Annotated in this window: 20 protein-coding genes; 7 read left to right on the top strand and 13 right to left on the bottom strand. The window is 62.7% G+C overall.

What is annotated here, in order from left to right; genetic code table 11:
• Positions 1-139: 139 nt before the first annotated feature.
• The 5 genes from P3C39_RS18220 to P3C39_RS18200 form a co-directional block, all read right to left on the bottom strand.
• On the bottom strand, positions 140-1,036 hold the full coding sequence (locus P3C39_RS18220) for a UTP--glucose-1-phosphate uridylyltransferase (protein WP_013528099.1): 897 nt from the start codon (positions 1,034-1,036) through the stop codon (positions 140-142).
• Between the two features lie 74 nt (positions 1,037-1,110).
• Positions 1,111-2,079 carry a glycosyltransferase family 2 protein gene (locus tag P3C39_RS18215; RefSeq protein WP_275954151.1) on the bottom strand — a complete coding sequence of 323 codons (969 nt, stop codon included), beginning with the start codon at positions 2,077-2,079 and terminating at the stop codon, positions 1,111-1,113.
• A complete protein-coding gene (locus P3C39_RS18210) occupies positions 2,069-3,019 on the bottom strand; it encodes a glycosyltransferase family 2 protein (protein ID WP_275954152.1) in 951 nt (316 codons plus the stop codon). The genes P3C39_RS18215 and P3C39_RS18210 overlap by 11 nt, the downstream gene beginning before the upstream one ends.
• Positions 3,019-4,014, bottom strand: a complete 996-nt coding sequence (locus tag P3C39_RS18205; RefSeq protein ID WP_275954153.1) for a glycosyltransferase family 2 protein — start codon at positions 4,012-4,014, stop codon at positions 3,019-3,021. The genes P3C39_RS18210 and P3C39_RS18205 overlap by 1 nt, the downstream gene beginning before the upstream one ends.
• A 40-nt stretch (positions 4,015-4,054) precedes the next feature.
• On the bottom strand, positions 4,055-5,227 hold the full coding sequence (locus tag P3C39_RS18200) for a glycosyltransferase (protein ID WP_275954154.1): 1,173 nt from the start codon (positions 5,225-5,227) through the stop codon (positions 4,055-4,057).
• Between the two features lie 185 nt (positions 5,228-5,412).
• Between P3C39_RS18200 and P3C39_RS18195 the strand changes: the two genes are divergently transcribed.
• Positions 5,413-6,909, top strand: coding sequence for a lipopolysaccharide biosynthesis protein (locus tag P3C39_RS18195; RefSeq protein WP_346016445.1), 1,497 nt, complete (start codon positions 5,413-5,415; stop codon positions 6,907-6,909).
• 52 nt (positions 6,910-6,961) lie between these two features.
• On the top strand, positions 6,962-7,984 hold the full coding sequence (locus P3C39_RS18190) for a phosphoribosyltransferase family protein (RefSeq protein WP_275954156.1): 1,023 nt from the start codon (positions 6,962-6,964) through the stop codon (positions 7,982-7,984).
• Between the two features lie 18 nt (positions 7,985-8,002).
• Here the strand turns inward: P3C39_RS18190 and P3C39_RS18185 are convergent, their stop codons facing one another.
• The 8 genes from P3C39_RS18185 to P3C39_RS18150 all read right to left on the bottom strand — a co-directional run bounded on the left by P3C39_RS18185 (position 8,003) and on the right by P3C39_RS18150 (position 16,487).
• Positions 8,003-9,082 (bottom strand): glycosyltransferase, encoded by a 1,080-nt coding sequence (locus P3C39_RS18185; protein WP_275954157.1) that lies wholly within the window; start codon positions 9,080-9,082, stop codon positions 8,003-8,005.
• Between the two features lie 74 nt (positions 9,083-9,156).
• Entirely contained in the window at positions 9,157-9,606 is a 450-nt protein-coding gene (locus P3C39_RS18180; RefSeq protein WP_013528107.1) for a hypothetical protein, read from the bottom strand.
• 13 nt (positions 9,607-9,619) lie between these two features.
• A complete protein-coding gene (locus P3C39_RS18175) occupies positions 9,620-11,062 on the bottom strand; it encodes a GMC family oxidoreductase (protein WP_063169883.1) in 1,443 nt (480 codons plus the stop codon).
• 92 nt (positions 11,063-11,154) lie between these two features.
• Entirely contained in the window at positions 11,155-12,486 is a 1,332-nt protein-coding gene (locus P3C39_RS18170) for a UDP-glucose/GDP-mannose dehydrogenase family protein (protein ID WP_013528109.1), read from the bottom strand.
• Between the two features lie 67 nt (positions 12,487-12,553).
• Entirely contained in the window at positions 12,554-13,408 is an 855-nt protein-coding gene (locus P3C39_RS18165) for a family 16 glycosylhydrolase (protein WP_275954158.1), read from the bottom strand.
• A 154-nt stretch (positions 13,409-13,562) separates the two neighbouring features.
• The gene (locus P3C39_RS18160; protein WP_127369213.1) at positions 13,563-13,958 is read right to left on the bottom strand and encodes a hypothetical protein; all 396 of its coding nucleotides are present in this window, start codon (positions 13,956-13,958) and stop codon (positions 13,563-13,565) included.
• 290 nt (positions 13,959-14,248) lie between these two features.
• Positions 14,249-15,271 (bottom strand): glycosyltransferase, encoded by a 1,023-nt coding sequence (locus P3C39_RS18155; RefSeq protein WP_275954159.1) that lies wholly within the window; start codon positions 15,269-15,271, stop codon positions 14,249-14,251.
• Between the two features lie 91 nt (positions 15,272-15,362).
• Entirely contained in the window at positions 15,363-16,487 is a 1,125-nt protein-coding gene (locus P3C39_RS18150) for a nucleotidyltransferase family protein (RefSeq protein WP_275954160.1), read from the bottom strand.
• Between the two features lie 513 nt (positions 16,488-17,000).
• Between P3C39_RS18150 and P3C39_RS18145 the strand changes: the two genes are divergently transcribed.
• The 5 genes from P3C39_RS18145 to P3C39_RS18125 all read left to right on the top strand — a co-directional run bounded on the left by P3C39_RS18145 (position 17,001) and on the right by P3C39_RS18125 (position 21,054).
• Positions 17,001-17,153: a lasso peptide gene (locus P3C39_RS18145; protein WP_010913078.1), complete on the top strand. Its 153-nt coding sequence runs from the start codon at positions 17,001-17,003 to the stop codon at positions 17,151-17,153.
• Between the two features lie 137 nt (positions 17,154-17,290).
• Positions 17,291-17,605, top strand: coding sequence for a PqqD family protein (locus P3C39_RS18140; protein ID WP_013528114.1), 315 nt, complete (start codon positions 17,291-17,293; stop codon positions 17,603-17,605).
• Between the two features lie 169 nt (positions 17,606-17,774).
• Complete coding sequence (locus tag P3C39_RS18135) at positions 17,775-18,152, top strand: lasso peptide biosynthesis B2 protein (protein ID WP_024501836.1); 378 nt, start codon at positions 17,775-17,777, stop codon at positions 18,150-18,152.
• Positions 18,149-20,071 (top strand): lasso peptide isopeptide bond-forming cyclase, encoded by a 1,923-nt coding sequence (locus tag P3C39_RS18130; RefSeq protein WP_275954161.1) that lies wholly within the window; start codon positions 18,149-18,151, stop codon positions 20,069-20,071. The genes P3C39_RS18135 and P3C39_RS18130 overlap by 4 nt, the downstream gene beginning before the upstream one ends.
• Entirely contained in the window at positions 20,068-21,054 is a 987-nt protein-coding gene (locus tag P3C39_RS18125; RefSeq protein ID WP_275954162.1) for a serine kinase, read from the top strand. Before P3C39_RS18130 ends, P3C39_RS18125 begins: the two co-directional genes overlap by 4 nt.
• Positions 21,055-21,059: the final 5 nt, after the last annotated feature.

The following is a 21,059-nucleotide window of genomic DNA, read 5'->3' as shown; positions in this document are numbered from 1 at the left end:
TTTCAGGGATCATGCCTTGGCTTGCAGGCGCCTCGAAGATCGGGAGCATCGCCAGAGCAATGCAAGCGTCGTGCCAGACGGAGAGAACCTGCCGGCCCCTCTTCGCCGGCCATCTGACGATACTCCCGAAAGATGGGCATTATGCGGCTTCTTCCTGGCGTTCATGCGACCGGACGAACTCCTGAAGCATCTCGAAAACCGGACCCTTCATGTCGTCGCGCGCCAGCGCGAAGGCGATGTTGGCCTGGATGAACCCTTCCTTGGAACCACAGTCGAACATGCGGCCGAGGAAAGGCTGGGCGAAGAACGGCTGATCCTTCGACAGACGAACCATGGCATCCGTCAGTTGAATCTCGTTGCCGGCGCCGCGCTGCTGATTGCCCAGGAGCGCGAAAATCTCCGGCTGCAGGATGTAGCGGCCGTTGATGTAGAAATTCGAAGGCGCATTGGCCGGCGCCGGCTTCTCGACCATGGCCGTCACCTCGAAACCGCCGCCGATCTCGGCGCCACGGCCAACGATGCCATATTTGTTGGTCTCGCTGGGTTCGCAACGCTCGACGGCGATTACGTTGCCGCCCGTGCGCTCATAAAGCTCGACGGTTTCGGCGAGGCATCCGCGACCGCCGAAGGACACCATGTCCGGCAGCAGCAAGGCGAAGGGCTCGTTGCCGATAACCTCGCGCGCGCACCAGACGGCATGGCCGAGGCCTTGCGGGGATTGCTGGCGGATGAAGCTGGTGGCGCCGGCCACAGGCAGCATGCTTTCGAGCGCCTCCAGCTGGGTCTTCTTGCCGGTCTGCTCCAGGGTGCCGATCAATTCCGGATGCAGGTCGAAATAGTCCTCGATCACCGCCTTGTTGCGACCGGTCACGAAGACGATGTGTTCGATGCCCGCCTCGAAGGCCTCGTCCACCGCATATTGGACGACGGGCCTGTCGACGACGGGAAGCATTTCCTTCGGCATCGACTTGGTCGCCGGCAGGAACCGCGTTCCAAGCCCCGCCACCGGTATCACGGCCTTCCTGATTTTCTTCATCGCAAATTCCTTCTGAGGAGATCGACTTCAATCCGTTCACAGGCCACGAAAATTCCCTCCATGTGCCTGCATCTTCACCTCCCCGCCCCGACGGCAAATTGTGCCGCCATTCTTCGCAACCGCACGGCGATCGGCATGCCCATATGCCTGACCGCCGCCGGGTCGCTGAGCGCAGTCCGGATCGCCTTGAGCGGGGACCGCGCCTTGATGTGCTGTACCAGTGACAGAAACGATGCCGCCTTGCGCAGGCTGCGGCCACGCCGCGCGAACGCGGCCTGCGCGGCCTCATCCATCCGATGGGTTTGAGCGAACACGGCATCCGCCCTGCGCATGGCTTCGACGTGGTGAAGCTCGAGCACGCGCGAAATGGAGGCGCTGCGAATATGGTAGGCATAGCCGATATCGGGCTCGACGACGCATTTTCCGCCCTTGGCCAGGGCGGCGGCAAAGAGGATGTAGTCTTCGCCGATCCTCAGCTTCTCGTCATAGCGAAGCCGGTTTTCGTTCAGGAACTCGCGCTGGAAGATCGGCTTGAGGTAGCCGAGGTTGAACTTGGATTCGAAGACGACGTTGCCGGCGATGTAGGTGGCCAGCGAAATCTCGCGCAAGCCTTCCAGATAATGCCGCGGAAACATCGCGTCCTCGATAACGCCGTCCTCGCGAACGACCTGCAGATTGTCGACGGCGATCTGGGCATCCGCGCTTTCGGCACGCGCGATCATCCTGGCGAGCCGGCCGGGAAAGACCGCGTCGTCGGAATCGAGAACCGCGATCCATCTGCCGCGGGCGGCATCGAGGCCGGCATTCCTGGCGCCGCCCGGGCCGCGATTGCTTGGCAGGGCGATGACACGGACGATATCCCCGGGATAGGCCCGCGCAACATCGAGCGTCGCATCGCGCGACTTGTCGTCGACAACGATGATTTCGACGCTGACACCCTTCTGGGCGATGGCGCTGGCGATCGCCCGATCAAGGGTCGTCTCGGCATTGTAGGCGGCAATAACGAAGGAAACATCGGGGATAGAGCTGACGTCAGGCTGCACGCTTGCCTCCCTCCTGTGGCGACGGCTGGCCATAGAGGCGGATTTCGCGGATGCCGACGAGGCCGCTGACGACACCAACATGCATAATGCCGCGCAGCACGCTGCGGTTCCTGCGTACCGGACTGACGACGACCGGAAGTGCCGAGGCGAAGCAATAGATGGCCTTTGCCGAGGCCAGGCCGACCTGCTTGGCCAGGCCGATTCCGCTGGCGCTGCTGCCCAGGAGATGGCCATGCGTCTGGCCGACGCGGAAGCGGCGGCGGCCGAGCCAATCGAATGCCGCCCTGGAGCGCGGCACCACCTCGTCGACCCACGCCTCGGGCGAGAAGGCGATGCGGCCGCCTGCCTTGTGCATCTGGTCGAAGAATTCGGTGTCCTCGCCGCCGGTCTGGCCACGCGCCAGGCTGAAGCGGCGGCCGCGCAGGCTGTCCGAGCCCATCCGCAGCAGAACGTTGCAGGTGTAGCCGGTCTGGATCTCGCCGCGCACCCAGACGGGCAAGGTCGAATGGAAATCGCCGCGCCGCATCCAGTCCGGCGCGTCCGGGCGATAGCGCGCCCTGACCGGGCCGAGCACGGCGGCGGCACCGCTTTGCTGCGCCATCGCGACCAGTTCGGCAAGCCATGGCGTCGTGGCCGTCTCGTCGTCATCGATGAAGGCGACGAAATCCGCGGTGCTCGCATCGAGGCAGGCGTTGCGGGCGATCGAGATGTTGCGCGCCGGGGCGTGCTGATAGTGGATCGGCACCGTCAATTCCCGCGACAGCGCCGCCACCAGGTCACGGGCCGTTGGGGTGTCGTCATTGTCGGCGACGACGATGCGGACATCGAATCCCACCGGCATCTCCATGGCGTCGAGCGAGCGCAGCGTGTCGGCCAGTTCCGGCCGGCGGAACGTGCAGACGCCGATGTCGATGCTGCGGTTCTTTGCCGACACCGCCATCAGGCCACTCCTCGTCGCGAGCCGAGGCCGAGAAGCTGCAGCCAGAAGCCGACCGACCAGCCAAGATGCATGACCATGGCCGAGACACCGGCCAGCGCAACGTCGGCCTTGCGCTGGCGGATAGCCGCCACCAGCCCGTAGCCCAGGCAAACCGACGCCCACAGCAGCAGCGGCACCGCCGCCAGCCAGTGCACGAAGGAGAAGGCCGCCAGCAGCACCACCGGGAACACCAGCAGCGGCACCATCTGCCTCACCTTCGGGATGACGCGATGCTTCAGTACATTCTTGGCACGCCCGCGACCGTAGCCGAGATACTGGAAATAGAGGCCTGAGAGCGAGGCACGCGGGTAGTAGACCATCTGCGTCTTGCCGCTCATCCAGATCTTGTAGCCGGCCTTGCGCAGGCGATAATCGAGCTCGGCGTCCTCGTTGTGGCTGAACGTTTCGTCATAGCCGCCGACGGCGCCGAACGCCGATATCCGCATCAGTGCATGATGGCCGTGATCGATCCACTGTCCCTGCGAAAGATGCCTATGCTTCGAGCCGCCGGTGCCGAGCTTGGAGTTCTGCGCCGCGGCCGCCGCCTTCTGCACGGCACCGCTGCCGCTGGTCAGCATCGAAACGACAACCGAATCCGCCGATGTAGCCAGGGCTTCCTCGACCAGCCGGTCGCAATAATCGTCGGGATAACCGCCATGCGCATCGATGCGGATGAGATAGTCGGCACCATCGCCGAAAGTACCGACGGCGAGATTGATCGCCGCGCTCTGGATACGCCGCTTGTTGTGGAGCAGGATAACCCGCGGGTCCCTGGCAATGACGTCGTCTACGATGGAAAGCGTGCCGTCGGTGCTGCCGCCGTCGACGACGATGATCCGGGCGCCAAGCCTGGCGGCCGCGGGCCGCAATTGATCGAGCAGCGCACCGATATGGGCGGCTTCGTTCAGGCATGGGATAACGATCAGGCTGGATGAGGGTTTTTCCGTCTGCGTCATCAACCTCTGTCCATCTTGCCTCTGTCCATCCCCTGCCATCCTATGCCAATGCCTCGGCGGCAAACGAACCGGGCACGGCCGTCAGGCTGCGCAGCCGCTCGACAAGCGCACGGCAATCGCTGCGATCGTAGCTCCAGGTCCTCGGGTTGCGCGCCAGAACACGCCCCTTCAGCCTGGCGAAGCGATGCTCCTCCATCTTGCCTAGCGCGGCTTCGAGCGCTTCGGGCGACGCTTGCGGCAACAGCACGCCGATATCCTGCTGCTTGAGGAACCGCCCGGTCTCGGTGTTGCCCATCGAGATCGGCACCGCGCCGAAACGGCAACCCTCATAGAGCCGGTTGGGCAGAAGCCATTCGGAGTTCTGCCCCGCTTCGAAGAAATCGATCGCCCAGGAAAAATGGACATCGTTGTAGATCGCCGCCATGTCTTCCGGATTGCGGTAGGGCCCGAGAAACGACAGCCATGGCTCGGCCTCGACAAAGCCGTGAAAGTCAGGGAATTCCGACAAAGCCGGACGGCCGCGCAGCACGATCTCGAAGCGGCCCTCCGTGCGGCGGGAGAAATCAGCCAGCAGCTCGAGCGAGCGGCGGCAGCGCAGCGCGCCGAACCAGCCGATCCGCCATGGCGGGCCGACCAGGCTCTCTTCAGCCTCCGGAGCGCCGGGCACAATCGTCGCGGCCTCGAAATATTTGTTTTCGACCAGCTCGATGGGTGCCGCGACCTGGCCGAACGGCTTGAAATAATTGGCGATGAAGGCAGGCGAACTGGTCACCAGCAGCTTCACATCCCTGGCCAGAAATCGTTCGGTGGCACGCAGCGCCTTGCCCAGGACATCGTTGCGCAGCACAAGCCGATGAATGTCGAGGCACTCGTATACGATCGGAACCGATGCACCGAAGGCTGACCTGGCGCGGCGGGCAAGCGCCAGCATTTCCAGGTTGCGCGCGACGATGACATCCGGCTTTGGCATTCCGCCCAGCTTCGAGCCTATCGAAACGGCTGCTTTGGCTACGGCCGCGAGGCGTTGGCCGAATCGCCCGTCACGCGTCCCGCCGAGGTCGATCGGGCGCAGTCCCTCGATATCCGCAATCGGCTTCGCGGTGCGACGGAATCCGGCCAAGGTGACCTGGGCCCCACCTGCCCTGAGCATCGTGATCCGCCGGCGCACCGCCGGGTCGGAAACGTCGTGCACTAGGTACAAGACATGCAGCATAAAAACTCGACCGCTGTTGGCCCACCCGAGGGAATGCTAGTACAGGTCTTGCTGCATCGCAACATTTTTGGTGCGGCGGTCCACGTTTTCTGTTGCACTGCAAAATTATTGCCGTAGTTTGTGGTCGGCGGCGGTCGTGGATTTTCGGGCTCGAAAATCCACGTAAAAAATCAGGAATCCTGAATTTGGAAGCCAATGCATTCGATCCGCCAGAAGGCTCCTTGCGCAAATCGGTTGGGCGCGGCGCGGTTGTCACGGCCATGGCGCAATCGGTGCGGGTCGCGACACAGATTCTGTCGGTTGTCGTGCTGTCGCGGTTGTTGTCGCCACAGGATTTCGGTGTCGTGGCGATGTGCGCGCCGGTGCTTGCCTTTATCGCACTGTTCCAGGATTTCGGCCTGACCCAGGCAACGATCCAGAAATCAGGCATCCGGCATGAGGAGGTGAACTACCTCTTCTGGATCAATGTCGCCGTCAGCGCGATCCTGGCTTGCGTGCTTGCGGGTGCGGCGCCGCTGGTTGCTGCCTTCTACGGCGAGCCGCGCGTGACAGGTCTGGTGGCTGCGTTCGGGCTGCAGATCATGGCCTATGGGCTTGGCGCCCAGCATCTGGCGCTCTTGACGCGCCGTATGCAGTTCGGCCGGCTGGCCGTCATCGACGTCGCCAGCGCAATCGCCGGGCTTGCCGTGTCGATCGCCTGGACCTTCATCGATCGCTCCTATTGGGCCCTGTTTGCCGGCACGCTGACCGGTGCCGTGCTGCCGACGCTCTGCTACTGGGCGAGTTCGCGCTGGCGTCCGGGCCTGCCGCGCAAGGTCGCCGGCATCGGCGAGCTGATCAATTTCGGCGCCGGCATCACCGGCTTCAACTTCGCCAATTTCTTTGCCCGCAACCTCGACAACGTGCTGATCGGCAAATATTGGGGCGAGGCGCAGCTCGGCCTCTATGACCGCGCCTACAAGCTGCTTCTGTTTCCGCTGAGCCAGATCACCAACCCCTTGTCGAAGGTGATGGTTCCAGCACTTTCCAGGCTGAAGGACGAGCCGGATCGCTACCGCAGCGCCTATCTGCGCGTCATGCCGCTGATCCTGCTGGTGGCGCTTCCCGGTGTCGCCTTCGCCACCGCGATGTCGGATGTGCTGATCCCCTTCGTGCTCGGCGAGCAATGGCGCGCAAGCGCCTCGATTTTCCTGGCGCTCGGCTTTGCCGGGCTGCTGCAGCCGCTCAACAATCCGGCGGGGTGGCTTTTCGTCAGCCAGGGCCGCTCCGGCGATTTCATGCGCTGGGGCATCATAACGGCCGTGACGTCGGTGCTGGCTTTCATGCTCGGCCTGCCCTATGGCGCGCTGGGCGTGGCGATCGCCTATGCGATCAGCGAATATCTGCGGACGCCTTTCCTATGGCTCTATGTCGGCAAGAGCGGACCGCTGCAGGCGCATCATGTGCTGCGCGCGGCAACGCCGTTCGTGCTTGGCGCCCATCTGGCGCTGGCCGCGATCTGGTTCGTCAAGCCACTGCTGCCGCAGCAGCATGTCGTCGCCCTGGCCAGCAGCGCCGTGTTCGCCTACCTCATCACAATCATCATCGCACTGGCATTCGCCTCCGGCCGCGAAGCCTTGCGCGAGGCGCTCAAGATGCTGCCGGCAAGGCTGCCTGCGGCAGCGCCGCGCGAAGCGCAATAATTTGGGCGTCTTCGACTGCTACGGACATCTCCTCCAGGACCAGGTCTGAACCATGCACTACCGATCGATCTCCGATATGAACGACGCCATCGTCAGGGGCCTGCACCGGCTGCCGCGCGACATCGACCTGGTCGTCGGTGTGCCGAGAAGCGGCGTTTTGGCAGCGACGCTGGTCAGCCTTGCCGCGAACATCCCGATGACCGATCTCGACAGCTTCCTGGCTGGGCGAATCTACACATCAGGCGTGACCAAGCGCCGTGCCGCTCTCGACCGCAAGGTTTCCGAGATGCGCAAGGTGCTGGTGATCGACGACAGCGTCGCCGGCGGCAATGCCATGCGCGACGCACGCGCCCGCATCCAGGCTGCGGGCATCGAGGCGGACTTCACCTTTGCCGCCGTGTTCGGCCTTGAGCCCCTGCACCAGGAAACTGACCTCGTCTTCGAGGTCGTGCCGCATCCGCGCATGTTCCAGTGGAACTTCATGCATCACAAATTCCTGGCGCAATGCTGCGTCGACATTGACGGCGTGCTGTGCCTCGACCCGACAGAGGCGGAAAACGACGACGGCCCGGCCTATGAGAAATTCCTCAGCGAAGCGCGGCCGCTCCATGTCGCGACCCACACGATCGGCTGGCTGGTCACCAGCCGGCTGGAGAAATACCGCGCGCTCACCGAGGCATGGCTCGCCAAGCATGAGATCAAATACGACCAGCTGATCATGCTCGATCTGCCGAGCAAGGCGGAACGGCAACGACTCGGCGCGCATGGCAGTTTCAAGGCCGATTTCTACCGCAAGTCCGATGCCATCCTGTTCATCGAGAGCGAGCACGAACAGGCGCTGAAGATCACCGAACTGTCAGGCAAGCCGGTGCTGTGCGTCGAAACGCATATGGTCAGCTTCCCCGAAGCGCTGTCGCTGCCGGCACTTGGCCAGGCGGCCCGCAACCTGCCGGCAAGGCTGCGGCAGATCAAGTCGCAAGAGGGCCGCAAGAGCGCCGCCAAGACCATTGCCCGCGCACTGCTTGGCGCCCGCGGCTACGAGACGCTGAAAAGCCGGGTCAAGCGTCCGGCCTGACCTGCTCAGGCGGCGTCGTCAGGCCGCCTGTCGCGCGCGCTGCTGCATGGCCCTGTCCAGTATCGAGAAGAAGGTGATGAACTGGCGATCGGGATCGAGTTCCGGGCGCCCGGCGAAGCTGCGAGCGAGACCGGAAAGCCGGTCATATTCCTGGTTGTCGTTCCACAGCCGCCTGACGGCCGCGACCCAATCGGCCAGCGGAGCATCGTAATCCAGCACCACGCCACCGGAGCCGACAGCCTCGGGCAGACCGCCGCGCCGCGAACCGATAACGGGGATTCCGCTGCAATGGGCCTCCGAAGCGACGCGGCCCCACGCCTCTTCCCACTTGCTGGGAGCAAGCAGGATCTTCGTGCGGCCATAGATCGTCTTCATGTCGCTGGTGCGGCTCTCCAGGACGACATTGCCCAAGGGAGCGATCGTCTGTTCGATCCGCGCCCGGTGATCGTCGTCGAGCTTCCAGCTTTCGACGAACAGGAAGGGAATTTCGCGGCAGGCGCCGGCAATCCGCACCGCGAGCTCAAACCCCTTTTCCTCATAAGGGTTGATCAGCGTGACGAACTGGCCCGTCGTCGGCGTCGAGTAATGCGCCGGGTTGATGGTTGGCGGGATCACCGCTGCCTCGATGCCGAATTCTTTTTTGTAGGTTCGCGCGGTGAAGTCCGAATTGGCAATGTAGAGCGCCGAATGCAATTCGCGCAGATCGCCGCCCAGTTCATGGAACTCGACATTGCGGAGATAAACGACCAAAGGCACGCCCTCCGCCTGCAGCGCCTTGCCGATCGGAACCGATTTGTGACACTGGACCACGGCGACATCGGGCTTCAGCCTGTCGACGGCATAACCCGCCGCTTCCCAGGGAAACCAGGCCCGCACCACCGGATAGCCGGGATAGCTGTCGACAACCGCCGGCTGCCGCAACAGCTTCATCTTGGCGCGCGCCTTGAAGCCGAAGACACCGTCACCGAACAGGGCGGCGAGCACAGCGGCTTCATGACCGTGCTCGATCAGCTGTTCGGCCAGATGATGCGTGCTCGACTGAACGCCGCCACTGAACTCGGGCGGGTAGCCGTTGCCGCCTGCAAAGAGAACTTTCATGATCGGGCTCCTTGTCGCATCTCGTATTCCTTGCTCGAAGACAACAGGCAAAGGCCGCCGCCTCGCTTTCGACGTCAGGCAAGTTTCGGCGGCTCCAGATTGGCGAAGGGATTGGTACAGGATTGCCAGCCGGTAAACCGGATCGGGTCGTTGGGCGAACTGCGCCAGGCGTAGTCCGTCAGCATATGGAATTCGGCGACGACCCAGCGGTCGAAATGCAGCAGATCTTCCCGCTTCCGCCGGGGCAGCAAGCGACGCGCGGCGCCCAGTTTGAGCTCCTCCACCAGGGTGACGGCATCACTCAGTTTTTCGCTTGGGAAATTCCATGGATTCCTGTCGCGGAACGCCAGCACGAACTGCTGCAGATGCTCGATGCGGATGTTCAACTTGCCAAGATATTTTTCCAGCGTGACGCGCACCAGATCCTCGTCCGAGAAGGAGGAAACGGTGGCGTAGGCGACCCCCGTCGAAACCACTCCGCCAGCCAAGACGGCCAGGGCCGAGCGTCTGGAAATCTCGATCATGCGATACCTCCTTTCACGCGATCCGGCTCGCCGCCCGCAAGGACAGCGCTGCCGCGGTCAGGCTCGGGTTGGCGCAGGAGCAGCTCGGATAGGTGCTGGTGCCGACGACGACCAGGTTTCTGAGCTGATGGTGGATCATGCCGCTGTCGACCACAGAATCGGCCGGGCCGGTGCCCATCCTCAGCGTGCCCTGGACGTGCGATTCGGTCGGCCGAATGCCGCGGTCGAAGAGCTTTTCGACCGGCAGCGGCGCCAGAAGGTCAGGCAATTTCTCCAGAGCGCGCGCCATGCCCTTCACCGCGTAGTCCGATGGCGCCTTGAAGCTGACGAAGGCATTGTCATCCGCGTCAAGCGTGACGTAGTTCTCGGGGTCGAGCAGGTTCTCGGTGACCACGACCAACGGCAGCGCCTGGCGTAGCCGCCCCTTTTCGGCACGCATTCCGTGCTGCCAGCGGTTCTCGAAATAGACCAATGCCGCCGCATGCTCCGATCGGTGAGGACCATCATAGAGGCCGAAATTCAGGCCTGTTGTGATGGTGCTGCCGTCGAAATTGTCGACGCCGTCGAGATAGACCTCGAAATTCCAGCCGTAGGATTCATGCAGGCCGCTGCCGACAAACTCGCCGCCCAGGCCGGATCGCAGCATGATCGCCGCGCTCTGGATGGCATTGGCGCCGAGAATGAAGAGATCGCCGCTGACCTGGTATTCCTTGCCGTCATGGCTGAACGTGACCGAACGGACAGCGCCGCCGACGTGATCGAGCCGGCGCACCTCCGCACCGAGGCAGACCGAGATGTCGGGATGCTCGAAGACGTGCATCAACCCGTTGTTGACGGTGAATTTGGCGTCGACCGGGCACAGCCAGCAACGCAGATTGGCACAGCACGAGCTGCGCTGCGCGGTCGGCACGCGAGCCCGCGCGGTTGGCATGACGAAGTGCTGGTCGGGCTGCGCCGCCTTCATCATCCTGTCCGGTGTCGACATGCGATGCGGCGGTTGCGGAAACGGCTTCGAGCGGGGCAGCATCGCCGCCATGTCGGGGTCGCCGGAGATCGACATGATGTCTTCCGCGTCGCAGTAGAACGGCTCGACGTCGTCATAACTGATCGGCCAGTCATTACCGATGCCGTAGGTGCTTTTCAGCCGGAAATCATTGGGATGAAATCTTGGCGTCTGCGCGAACCAGCAGTTCGTCCCGCCACCCAGTCCGATCGTGTAGTTCCACGGCTTGTCGGAATTGGTCTTGTAGGTCGTCTCGTCTTCGATGTCGGTGTTGACGTTCTGTTCGAGCTGCCATTCATGGGTGTTGTGGCGTCCCCACTCCAGCACCAGAATGCGCGCCTTTCGGCGCCTGGCGAACTCATGCAGGAAGAAGGCCGAACCGAAGCCGGAACCGATCGCGACGAGATCGAAATGATCCTTGGTGATTTGCTCCGGCTTTACGTCCAGCACCATCAGCTACAACTCCACACAGAAATACGCGCTCAACCCCAGCGTCCGCAGGCCGTGTGCGGACCGGTCTTGCATCCGTCTGACAGGGCCCGGTCTCATGCCGCCATTCTGCCGATCGAGTGATATTCGATGCCATGGCGGGCGATGACCTTGGGGTCATAGAGGTTGCGGCCGTCGAAGATGACCGGCGTGGTCAGCGCGTCCTTCACCGCGTCGAAGGACGGCGCGCGAAAGCTCTTCCATTCTGTGGCGATCAGCAGCGCATCGGCGCCGCGCAGCGCCGCCTCCTTGGTGCCGCACAGAAGCAGGTCGTCGCGCAGCCCGTAGATGGCCTGGCATTCCTGCATCGCCTCGGGATCATAGGCCTGCACATTGGCGCCGGCCTTCCAGAGCGCCTCCATCAGGACGCGCGCCGGCGCCTCACGCATGTCGTCGGTGTTGGGCTTGAAGGCCAGACCCCAGAGCGCAAAGGTCCTGCCTTTGAGGTTGCCCTTGAAATAGCGGTCCACCTTGTCGAAGAGAACCGATTTCTGTGCGTTGTTGCGCTCCTCAACGGCGCGCAGCAGCTTGGCGTCGAACTTGACGCCTTCGGCGGTCTTGATCAGCGCCCGCACATCCTTCGGGAAGCACGAGCCGCCATAGCCGAGGCCCGGATAGATGAAATGGTAGCCGATGCGCGGATCGCTGCCGATGCCCTTGCGGACCTCCTCGATGTCGGCGCCGAGTTGTTCGGCCAGATTGGCCATCTCGTTCATGAAGCTGATCTTGGTCGCCAGCATGCAGTTGGCGGCATATTTGGTGAATTCTGCGCTGCGCACGTCCATCACGATCATCTTCTCGTGGTTGCGATTGAACGGCGCGTAGAGTTCGCGCATCACAGCCTCGGTGTCCTCGCTGTCGGTGCCGACGATGATGCGGTCCGGCTTCATGCAGTCGGCAACCGCGGACCCTTCCTTGAGGAATTCCGGATTTGAAGCGACATCGAAAGCCAGGTCCTCGCGGCCTCTTTTCTTCAGCGTGTCGGCGATCCTGGCCTTCACCTTTTCGCAGGTGCCGACCGGCACCGTCGACTTGCCTACGACGATCTTGGGTTTGTCCATTTCGCGGCCGATGGTCTCGGCGACTGCCAGCACATATTTGAGGTCGGCCGAGCCGTCCTCGCCCGGCGGCGTGCCGACCGCGATCATCTGGATCTCGCCGTGCCTGACAGCGGCGGCGGCATCCGTTGTGAACTTGATGCGGCCGGCGGCATGGTTCTCCTTAACGAGGTTTTCCAAACCGGGTTCGAAAATGGGAACCAGGCCCTGGTTGAGCCGCTCGACCTTGGCGGCGTCGATGTCGACGCACACCACCTGGTGCCCGACTTCGGCAAGCACCGCCGCCTGCACGAGGCCGACATAGCCAATTCCAAACACCGTCAAATTCATTCGGTTTCATTCCCATGCAAGGCAGCGGACCGTTTTCGGCCCCGCCGGTTCAAATCGACTTTCCCAACTACTTTACACTGCATGCCAGCGATTCCGGAAATTGACAGGGTTCGCCGAGCGCCGTGAAGGCGACCCGCTCGACCTGCAGGGAAAGCTTGCGGCCCGGATCCGCGAACGCTCCCATCCAGCCCTTCATCGTATCGCTACCCCAAAAGCTGAAGAATATCTTCTGTGCATGGCTGGGCAGCTTCGCCGGGTCGGTAATCGTGTTCACCAGTTGGCCGTTGACGTACCATCGCAAGCTGTCCTTCTGCCAGACGAAGGCGTAGTCGTTGAAGGCCTTCTCCGTGCCGCCCGGTACGTCGACCCGTTTCTCGTTCTTGCCCTTGCCCGCGATATAGGCGTTGACCTGCACCTTGGAGGTGTCCTTGGTCAGGACCTCGAAGTCGATCTCGTCCCAGGGCTGCTTGTCGCTTGGACCGATATAGGTGAAGAACGCGGCGTTGAGGCCGGAGCCGGTATCGGTCTTCAGCCGTGCCTCATAGGTGCCATAGCCGAAGCGCTGCTTGGTCTGGATCTCGCCGCAGACGTAGTCGCGATCCTTCAGCGTCTGCTTTTCGAAGCCGAGCGACAGCACACCATTCGACAGTTCGACCATATTTTTCGACCAGGTGCAATTCTGATGGCTGCCGTTGTTCCAGCCGTCGGAAACATACCAGCGCGTGCGGTCGAAGCTTTTGAAATCATCGACAAAGGACGGCGATGTCGGAATGTCCTGGGCATGGGAAGGGGTTGCCAGGAAACCGCCAAGAGCAGCCAGCAGCAACGCACCGAGCGACCCCAGCCGCCGGGCGGCTTGTCCGGTCCGATATGCGAGAGGCGGTGCTTCAATTGCCGTCGTAGGTTTCGGATTCCAATTCATACCAAACTCACCTTTGCGCTGTGTGTCCCCAACCCAAAGTCGACGTTCGAACCGCTCCTGCACGGGCCAACCTTGACCTTCCTTGTGACCCTCTCGATTGCTTCTGCTTCCCGCCTTGCATCAAATCTGTTGCAACAGTTCCGAGCCTTCACGTTCAACCTCTGCCGGCGCCTGCCGGCCAGGCGAATTCCGCCGCGGCGGCCGAGGAGGCATCCTCGTCAAAGACCATATCCAGCGAATGACGGAGCTCTTTCATCATGCCGTCCTGGCGCGACAGCGCCGCGATGCGGCGCTCGCAATTCAGGATCGACTGTGTCAGGGCGCTGACTTCCGAAGACCGCTTGTCGGAAGCAGAGCCGTTTTCCATCGCTTCGACCAGAAAGGCGGCGTTGGTCGACGTCGTCCGGTAGCGATTCTCAAGCCCGGTTCTCTCGGCCTCGATCTCGGCCGCAATCTGCTCGAACAGCTTTGCCAAACGATCAAGACGTGAAACATCGGCCTGACGGTCGCGGGCCGGATCCCTTGATCTGAAACCGAATATCGAGGCCATGAACTCAGGTTCCCGTCATCGCCGGCTTGTGGGCCGGGCTTCTGGCCGATCCCCGCAGCCGGGGCTCAAAAACTCGTGTTGCGTTGTCGTGCTCCTTTTGAGGGAGAGACATCAGACCAATCCGATCGGGGGCCAAGTTCGGCTGGTCGTCCACTATGCTGCACCGCAACATAGACTGCCATCGTCGGAGCCGCGAGGCAACCACCCAATTCGTAAACTCATAAATCCGGCCGAAATGGTTTGCGTGATGACATGCCGCGAGTGGACAAATCGCTGCATCGGGACCACTCTCAGCGTTCCTTGCCCGTGCTGGTTCCGGCCATCAGAAAGCGCAGCGGCGGCACAGGCTTTTGGCTGGACACAAGGCCGACACGACGAAACAGCGCCTCGAGCTTGTCGGAAGCCACGCCCTGGACGATGGGGACGAGGTTGGACAGGCTGGCGAAGGCGTAAGCCGCAGCCGAGCCCAGCCCCCGCTCGGCCTTGACGTCAAGGAAATTACGCAGCCGATATTTGTCGCGCACGTGCCGTTCATGCCGCCGCAGCACCGCCTTCGAGCCTTCCGGCAGGCTGTCGATCGCCAGCAGCGCCAGATCCGCATCGGCCAAACGCTTCAAGTCCTGGGTCTTGTGGCGGCCGCTCAGGGAATCGGCGCGGACGATGGCGCCGTAGCCGCAGGAGCGAATGACCTTGAACCGCGCCCCGCATGCGACCGCGCGGGCGTAGAGTTCATAGTCCTCGCCCAGCCGCAGGCTCTCGTCGTAGCTCAACCCATAGCGGTCGAGGAAGGCACGGCTGATCACCGGCTTCAAAAAGCCCAGTTCGCCCCTCTGCACGCGGCGCCTGGAGATGTTGCCTTCGACGAAACGCTCGAAATCGAGGAATTCCGGATCGGCGGCAAATTGCGGCGCGACGATTTTCGTCGCGTCGCCTGTCGCATCATCCCTGATCAGCATGATGTTGTCGGCGGCGAAATCCCAATCGGCGCCGGCAAACAAGTTGCGAAACCGGCCTTCGAGGAAGAAATCGTCGGCATCGAGAATGCTGATGAACGGCGATTTCGAGCCGGCGATGGCTGCGTTGCGGGCAAAGGAGGGGCCGCGATTGACATCGAGGCGCATCACGGAGAGCCGCCCGCTGCCATCATCGGCGGATCGTGCGACACCGGCGGTGTCGTCGGTGGAGGCATCGTCGACGACCACGACCTCCGCCACTTCCGGTTCGCGCAATGCGGATGCGATGGCGACGGCGATTGTCGCTGCGGCGTTTTTTGCCGCGATGATCACGCAGACCTCGGATTTCGTCATCGACATGGATTTGCCTCTCGTACAGGTAATATCGATTTGCCCTCGCCCCGTACTCGTTCGATGCACTACAGAATTGCCATCAGCATCCAATTTACCTTCAGCGACTCGCCGGCCGCTCGAAGATGCGGCGGCTGATATCGGCGGACGCCGCCCAGCCTGCTTCGGCCAGATAGCGGACCGGCGCGCGGCCGCACAGTTCCCAAAGCACCGTTCGCCGCTGCGGCCACCGCAGCGACGGCAGCCACGGCGCGATGACCATGCTGAGCAGATCCTCATCGCCGATGCGCGGCAGGATCCTGGTCGCGCGCTGCGACAGCAGCGTGGCGGCACCGCCGAGTAGCACGTCGGCGGCGCGCAGGCCAAGCAGCAGCGTGTCGTCCAGACCTTGCGCGGTAGCGGCATCGAGCAAACGCTGCTGATCCGCCTCGTCGAGGCGGCCGGCGCTGGCGCCGATATCACAGACGTATCCGGCGCAGGGTTCCCGGTTGAAAAGTGCCTTGGCGACGCTGATGCAGGACAAAAGCAATGTATCGGCCACCGAGGTGAACGGCACCGTCGCACCGGCGATTTCGACCTGTCGCTTGCGCCGCAGGAACCCGTCCGCGTCGCGCGGGCTTGGCGAGCCGGGCTGCTGGAGGCGGTAGTGGAGATCGACGGTGGACGACCTCGGCCCGTCGTCCCGGGTCATGTGCTGTTCGCCGAGGAAGCGGACCCACCAGACGGAGCTCGACTTGCCTGATACCTCATAGCCGATCTTGCGAAGCGCATCACGCGCCCTGAAAAATCCGAGCGGCGAAACCAGGATGTCGACATCGCCCGAGGGCTTCATAAAATGGTCGTCGTAGAGAAGTTGCTGCTGGAACGGACCCTTCAGAAAAACGAAATCGATCTCGCTGGCGCGCAGCACGTCCTGGATCGCCATCGAATCCATGATGCAGGACGCGTTCATCGAAACCGTTTTCCTGCGGTAGGTGTCGAGCCATTGGAAAAGCTTAGTTGGCCTCTGAAGCGCGGGTGCGCGCGAAAGCGCCTTGAGGACAAAGACGGCGACCTTGTTCAGCCTGGCAATCTCGGCAATTTTTTCACCGTCAAGATGGCGCATCGAAACGTCGCCCGCGCCCGGGCCGGCGAAAAACAATCGCAGGCAAGCCTGCACATAGGCCACCTCGCCGGCACAGCCGGCGGCGCGCAATCGTTCGTATGAGCCATCCGGCAAGGCCATTTAGCGCACAGTCTCCCAAGAAAGCGTTTCGCGCCGACACTTATGCTGCAATGCGAAGCAAGCATCACCAAAAACCTCGATGCCGTAAAGCCTTTCCTTCTGCAGTGCGAATTTTTGCCACCAAAGCGTCTATCGAGGTGGCATCGGAAAGCAGTGAAAACCGCGGTTGAAATGTCCCTTGCCACGTCGGCTTAGGCAATCTCCGGACGATTTCTCAAATGGAAATTCTTTTCATTAGAGAGGCCTAAATATAGGCACAACGCAAACGGCTTATGCAAGCAAAATCAAATGCTTAAAGAATCAGCACAGGCGCGATCGTCGTGCACAAGGAATCGGCTAAAAAATGACAAGTTTTAGGCATGCCGCTCATGTGACGACGCCAGCAACCGTAATTGATTAACAGAAAGTAAAACAGTCTTGACTCATAAATGCTGCCGTGCAGCTATTGCATTGCAGCATAAAAGTGCTGACGGCACTCGACAGGCCGTTTCCAGTCCTAAATCGGAGAGTAAAATGGAACAGAATGTTGAAAAGCATGAATATGAAACGCCAAGCCTGACGGTCCATGGTTCGATTGAGACCATCACCCAGGGCGGCGGCGGCAGCACGGCGATCGACGCATCGTTCCCCGCGCATACGCCGATTGGCGACCTGACGTTCTCCTGAGACCTACAGCCGATTCCAGAGTGACATGTTGGGACTCTGGATTCAAAAGCAGACGTAAGAGGGGTCGGGGGGCCAGCCTCCCGATTTCTCCTGCGCCACCTGGAGATGTCGCAGCGTTTTGTCAGCGAGGTTTGGGGATGAACGGGGAGCTATCCGACCGTGATCTGGGCGACCACGATAGCGTGTGCGCGACCAAGGATGCCGTGGCTTGCGAGTTCGGAGATGGCTTGGCGCTGCTCAATCTCAAATCCAATGTCTACTACAGCCTGAATGGCGTCGGCGCCTTCATCTGGGATTTGATCCAGGAACCCCGGTCGATCGGCGACATCCGCAGCGCCGTGCTTGCGCGCTACAATGTCGACCCGGCGCGCTGCCAGGCCGATGTCGACGCATTGCTGAAGGGCCTGGCCGATAATGGGCTTGCGAGACGGCATCATGAGGCACTTGTCTAAGCCGGTCCAGCACAAGTCCCTGGTTTCACGGGCCCTGGTTTCGCGGGCCTTGTCTTCGCGGGCCACGGCTTTACGGCAGGAACCGGCGAGAGAAACAAACGTCAAGCAGACGAAGCGCGGGGGAAGCCGGCGCGGGCTGGTCAGGATTTTCTCCCTGAGTGGCTCGGAAATGATCTTCCTTGGCCATTGCCTGCTGGTGGTGGCGACAGTTCGGCTGGGGCTGACGCTGTTGTCCTACAATCGTGTACGCAGCCTGGTGACGCGCCTCGACGCGCGGCAGTGCGCCTCAATGGGCGAACTGCGGCGTGTCGCCTGGGGCGTTGCCGCCGCGGCCCGTTTCGTCCCTTACGCCACGTGCCTGACCCAGGCGCTCTCCGGCCAGTATATTCTCGCCCGCCAAGGCAATGAATCGACGATACGCATCGGCATCGAACGTGGCACAGGCGAGCAGTTGAAAGCACATGCCTGGCTGGTCAGCGACAACCATATCGTGCTTGGCGGATCGATCGACGGCTTCGCCCATCTCGTCGACCACGGCAGCCGATGAGCGGCGTCGCCGGAATCCTGTTGCGCGGAGCAAACGCACCGGCGGTCGCGGCGGCCGACATTCAGCAAATGCTGGCGCGCATGCGCCATCGTGGTCCTGACGGCAGTTCTTGGTGGCTGGACACCAGCATCGCCCTTGGCCACGCCTGGCTCAACACATCGGATGAAGTCGGTCCGGGCCCTTTGACGATGGCTGGGGGCCGGCTCGCCATCACCGCCGATTGCCGGCTGGACAACCGTGACGAGTTGCTGGCCAGGCTCGGTATCCGCGACCAGTCGGTAGCCGACGCGATCGTGCTGATGCGGGCCTATCTGCGCTGGGGCGAAGCCTGCCCGGAGCATCTGCAAGGCGATTTCGCCTTCGCCATCTGGGATGACGAGCGGCAATCGCTGTTTTGCGCGCGCGATCATTTTGGCGTCAAGCCGTTCTACTACCACGCGGCGGACCGGCGTTTTGCCTTTGCGTCGGAGATCGGTCCGATCCTGGGCGTCGAGGGTATCCGCGCACGTGTCAGCGAGCGCCAGATCTCCGGCTTCCTGGCCGGGCTTCCCGACGACCCGCAGTCGACCCCCTACAGCGATATATTCAGCCTGCCGGCCCGCCACAGCCTAACCGTCACCGCGCAACAAGTGATGCTGCGCCGATACTGGCAGATCGAGCCGTCGGCGCGGCCCTTGCGGTCGGATGCATCGGAGGAATTCGCCCATCTGTTCTCGCAATCGGTGCGCAACCGCATGCGAGGGACCTCGGCGGTCGGAGCAATGCTGAGCGGCGGCCTCGATTCCTCGTCTATCGCCTGTGTCGCCGGCCTGCAGAATGCCGCCGCGCGCAAGCCGAGGCTGCCAACGTTCTCGCTGATTTTCGAGAAGGGCTCGCCGATGGACGAGCGGCCCTTCATCGATGCCGTTCTCGACCAGCAGAAGGTCGACGCGACGCTGATCCCGGTCGGCAACTATGCCCCATTCGCCGAATTCGAGCGCGTGCTGGAAGAACAGGAAGGAACGTTCCTGGCGCCGGGCCTGACGCTCACCCGCGGCATCTACCGGACTGCCGGCGCCAAGGGCATCAAGGTGCTGCTGGACGGCCATGGTGGCGACGAGGTCGTTTCACAAGGCCACGGCCACCTGCACGAGCTTGCGAATGGCGGCCGATGGATGGATCTGTGGCGCGAGGTCCGCAGCGCATCCAACACCTATGGCGACAGCACGCTTGGCCTTTATCTCCAGTTCCTGACCCTCTACGGGCCGGCCTGGCGCATCGCCAGGCTGAGGCATATGGCCAACCGTGCCCTGAACAAGATCCGCAAGCCCGCGCAAGTGTCGCGCGCACGAAGCTGGCGCGACCTGATCAATCCGGACCTGGCCAAGCGCACCGAGCTTGTCGACCGGTTTCACCGGGCCGGCTACATGCCGCCCGGCGTCCAGGCCAGCGACGCCTTGAGCCATCGCTGGATCCTGTCGAACGGCTATGTCCCGCATGCTTTCGAGGTTCTCGACAAGGCCGCCGCCAATTTCGGGGTCGAGCCGCGCTACCCCTTCTGGGACAAGCCGCTGGTCGAGTTCTGCCTGGCGCTGCCGGGCGAGGAGAAGCTGAGCCACGGTTTTGGCCGCTATGTGCTGCGCCGCGCCATGCAAGGCGTATTGCCGGAGGCGGTGCAGTGGCGGCGCGACAAGATCGACTTCACTGCCAATCTCGTCAACGGCATGCTGCGCAACCATCGCGACCTCCTGGAACAGCTGCTGGTCTCGGATGCGAACCGCATCGCGCCTTACGTCAATCTGCCGCAAGTGAGTGCTGCCTATGCGCGGCTGCTGCGCCAGCCCGATCAGGCAGCCCCCCTGGATGTCCAGTACGTCTGGCGCTCGGCCTCGCTGTCGCTCTGGCTGCGGCAACTCCAGCATGGCGGGAGCCCCGCATGATGCCGCGCAACGAGCCGGTGGCCGCATACAGTGATAATCCCCGTCCGTATGACCGGGCCATACGAGAGCGCCGCTTCTACCGGGCCTACGGCCTGACCATCGCGTCGGAGGTGACGTTGCCCGAACTGCAGCCGGCGGCGCCGGGGGCGGCGGATGTCGTGATTGCCGTCGGCGCGATCGACCTGCCAAAGCCCTCGCCCGAAGCCGCGACCGACTTTCGCTTCGAGCCGGACCGGCAATATCTGGCGTGGCATGCCGTGGGCGCGTTCCTGATCACCGATTCCAGCCGTATCGACATCGAACCGGCGCCCGGCGTCGACGACGCGCTGCTCGCGTTTCCGCTGCTTGGTCCGGTCATGGCGCTGCTCTTGCACCGGCGCGGCCTGCTTGTCCTGCATGCCAGTGCCATCGCCGCCGCCGGCACGAGCGCCATCTTCATGGGTGACAAGGGAGCCGGCAAGTCGACGACCGCAAGTGCGATGATCCGGGCCGGGCATCGACTGCTTACCGATGACGTGGTGGCGCTGGACCTCGCCAATCCGAGTGAGCCAATGACCGTTCCGGGCTTTCCGCAGATCAAGCTGGCGGCCGACGCCGCGGCGGCGATCTCGCTTGAGGAAGCGGAAGTGCGGCCGCAAGTGAATCCGGCGATCGACAAGATGCAGCATCGCCTGAACGGCGGCTTTTCGGGCGACGAGGTGCCGGCGACCAGGATCTATATCCTCGAGCGCGGCGAAAGGGCTGGCATCACGCCCTTGCCCGCCATTGCCGCCCTGCCGGCCATCATCAAATTCTCCTATGTGACGCGCTTCGGCCGCGCGGCCCTGCCCGGCGACTTCGCGACGGCGCATCTTCGGCAATGTTCATGGATTGCCAACCATATCGGCGTGTACCGGCTGGAAGTCCCGACGGGCCTGGACAGGATCGGCGAAGCCGTGGAACTGATCGAAAAGGATCTGTCGGCTGGCAGCCGGCGGTTGTGAGCGCA

It is taken from the genome of Mesorhizobium sp. XAP4 (assembly GCF_029269325.1).
GTDB lineage: Bacteria > Pseudomonadota > Alphaproteobacteria > Rhizobiales > Rhizobiaceae > Mesorhizobium > Mesorhizobium ciceri.
The sequence above is the reverse complement of the archived record's forward strand: the minus strand, read 5'-3'. Positions and strand labels throughout refer to the sequence as shown.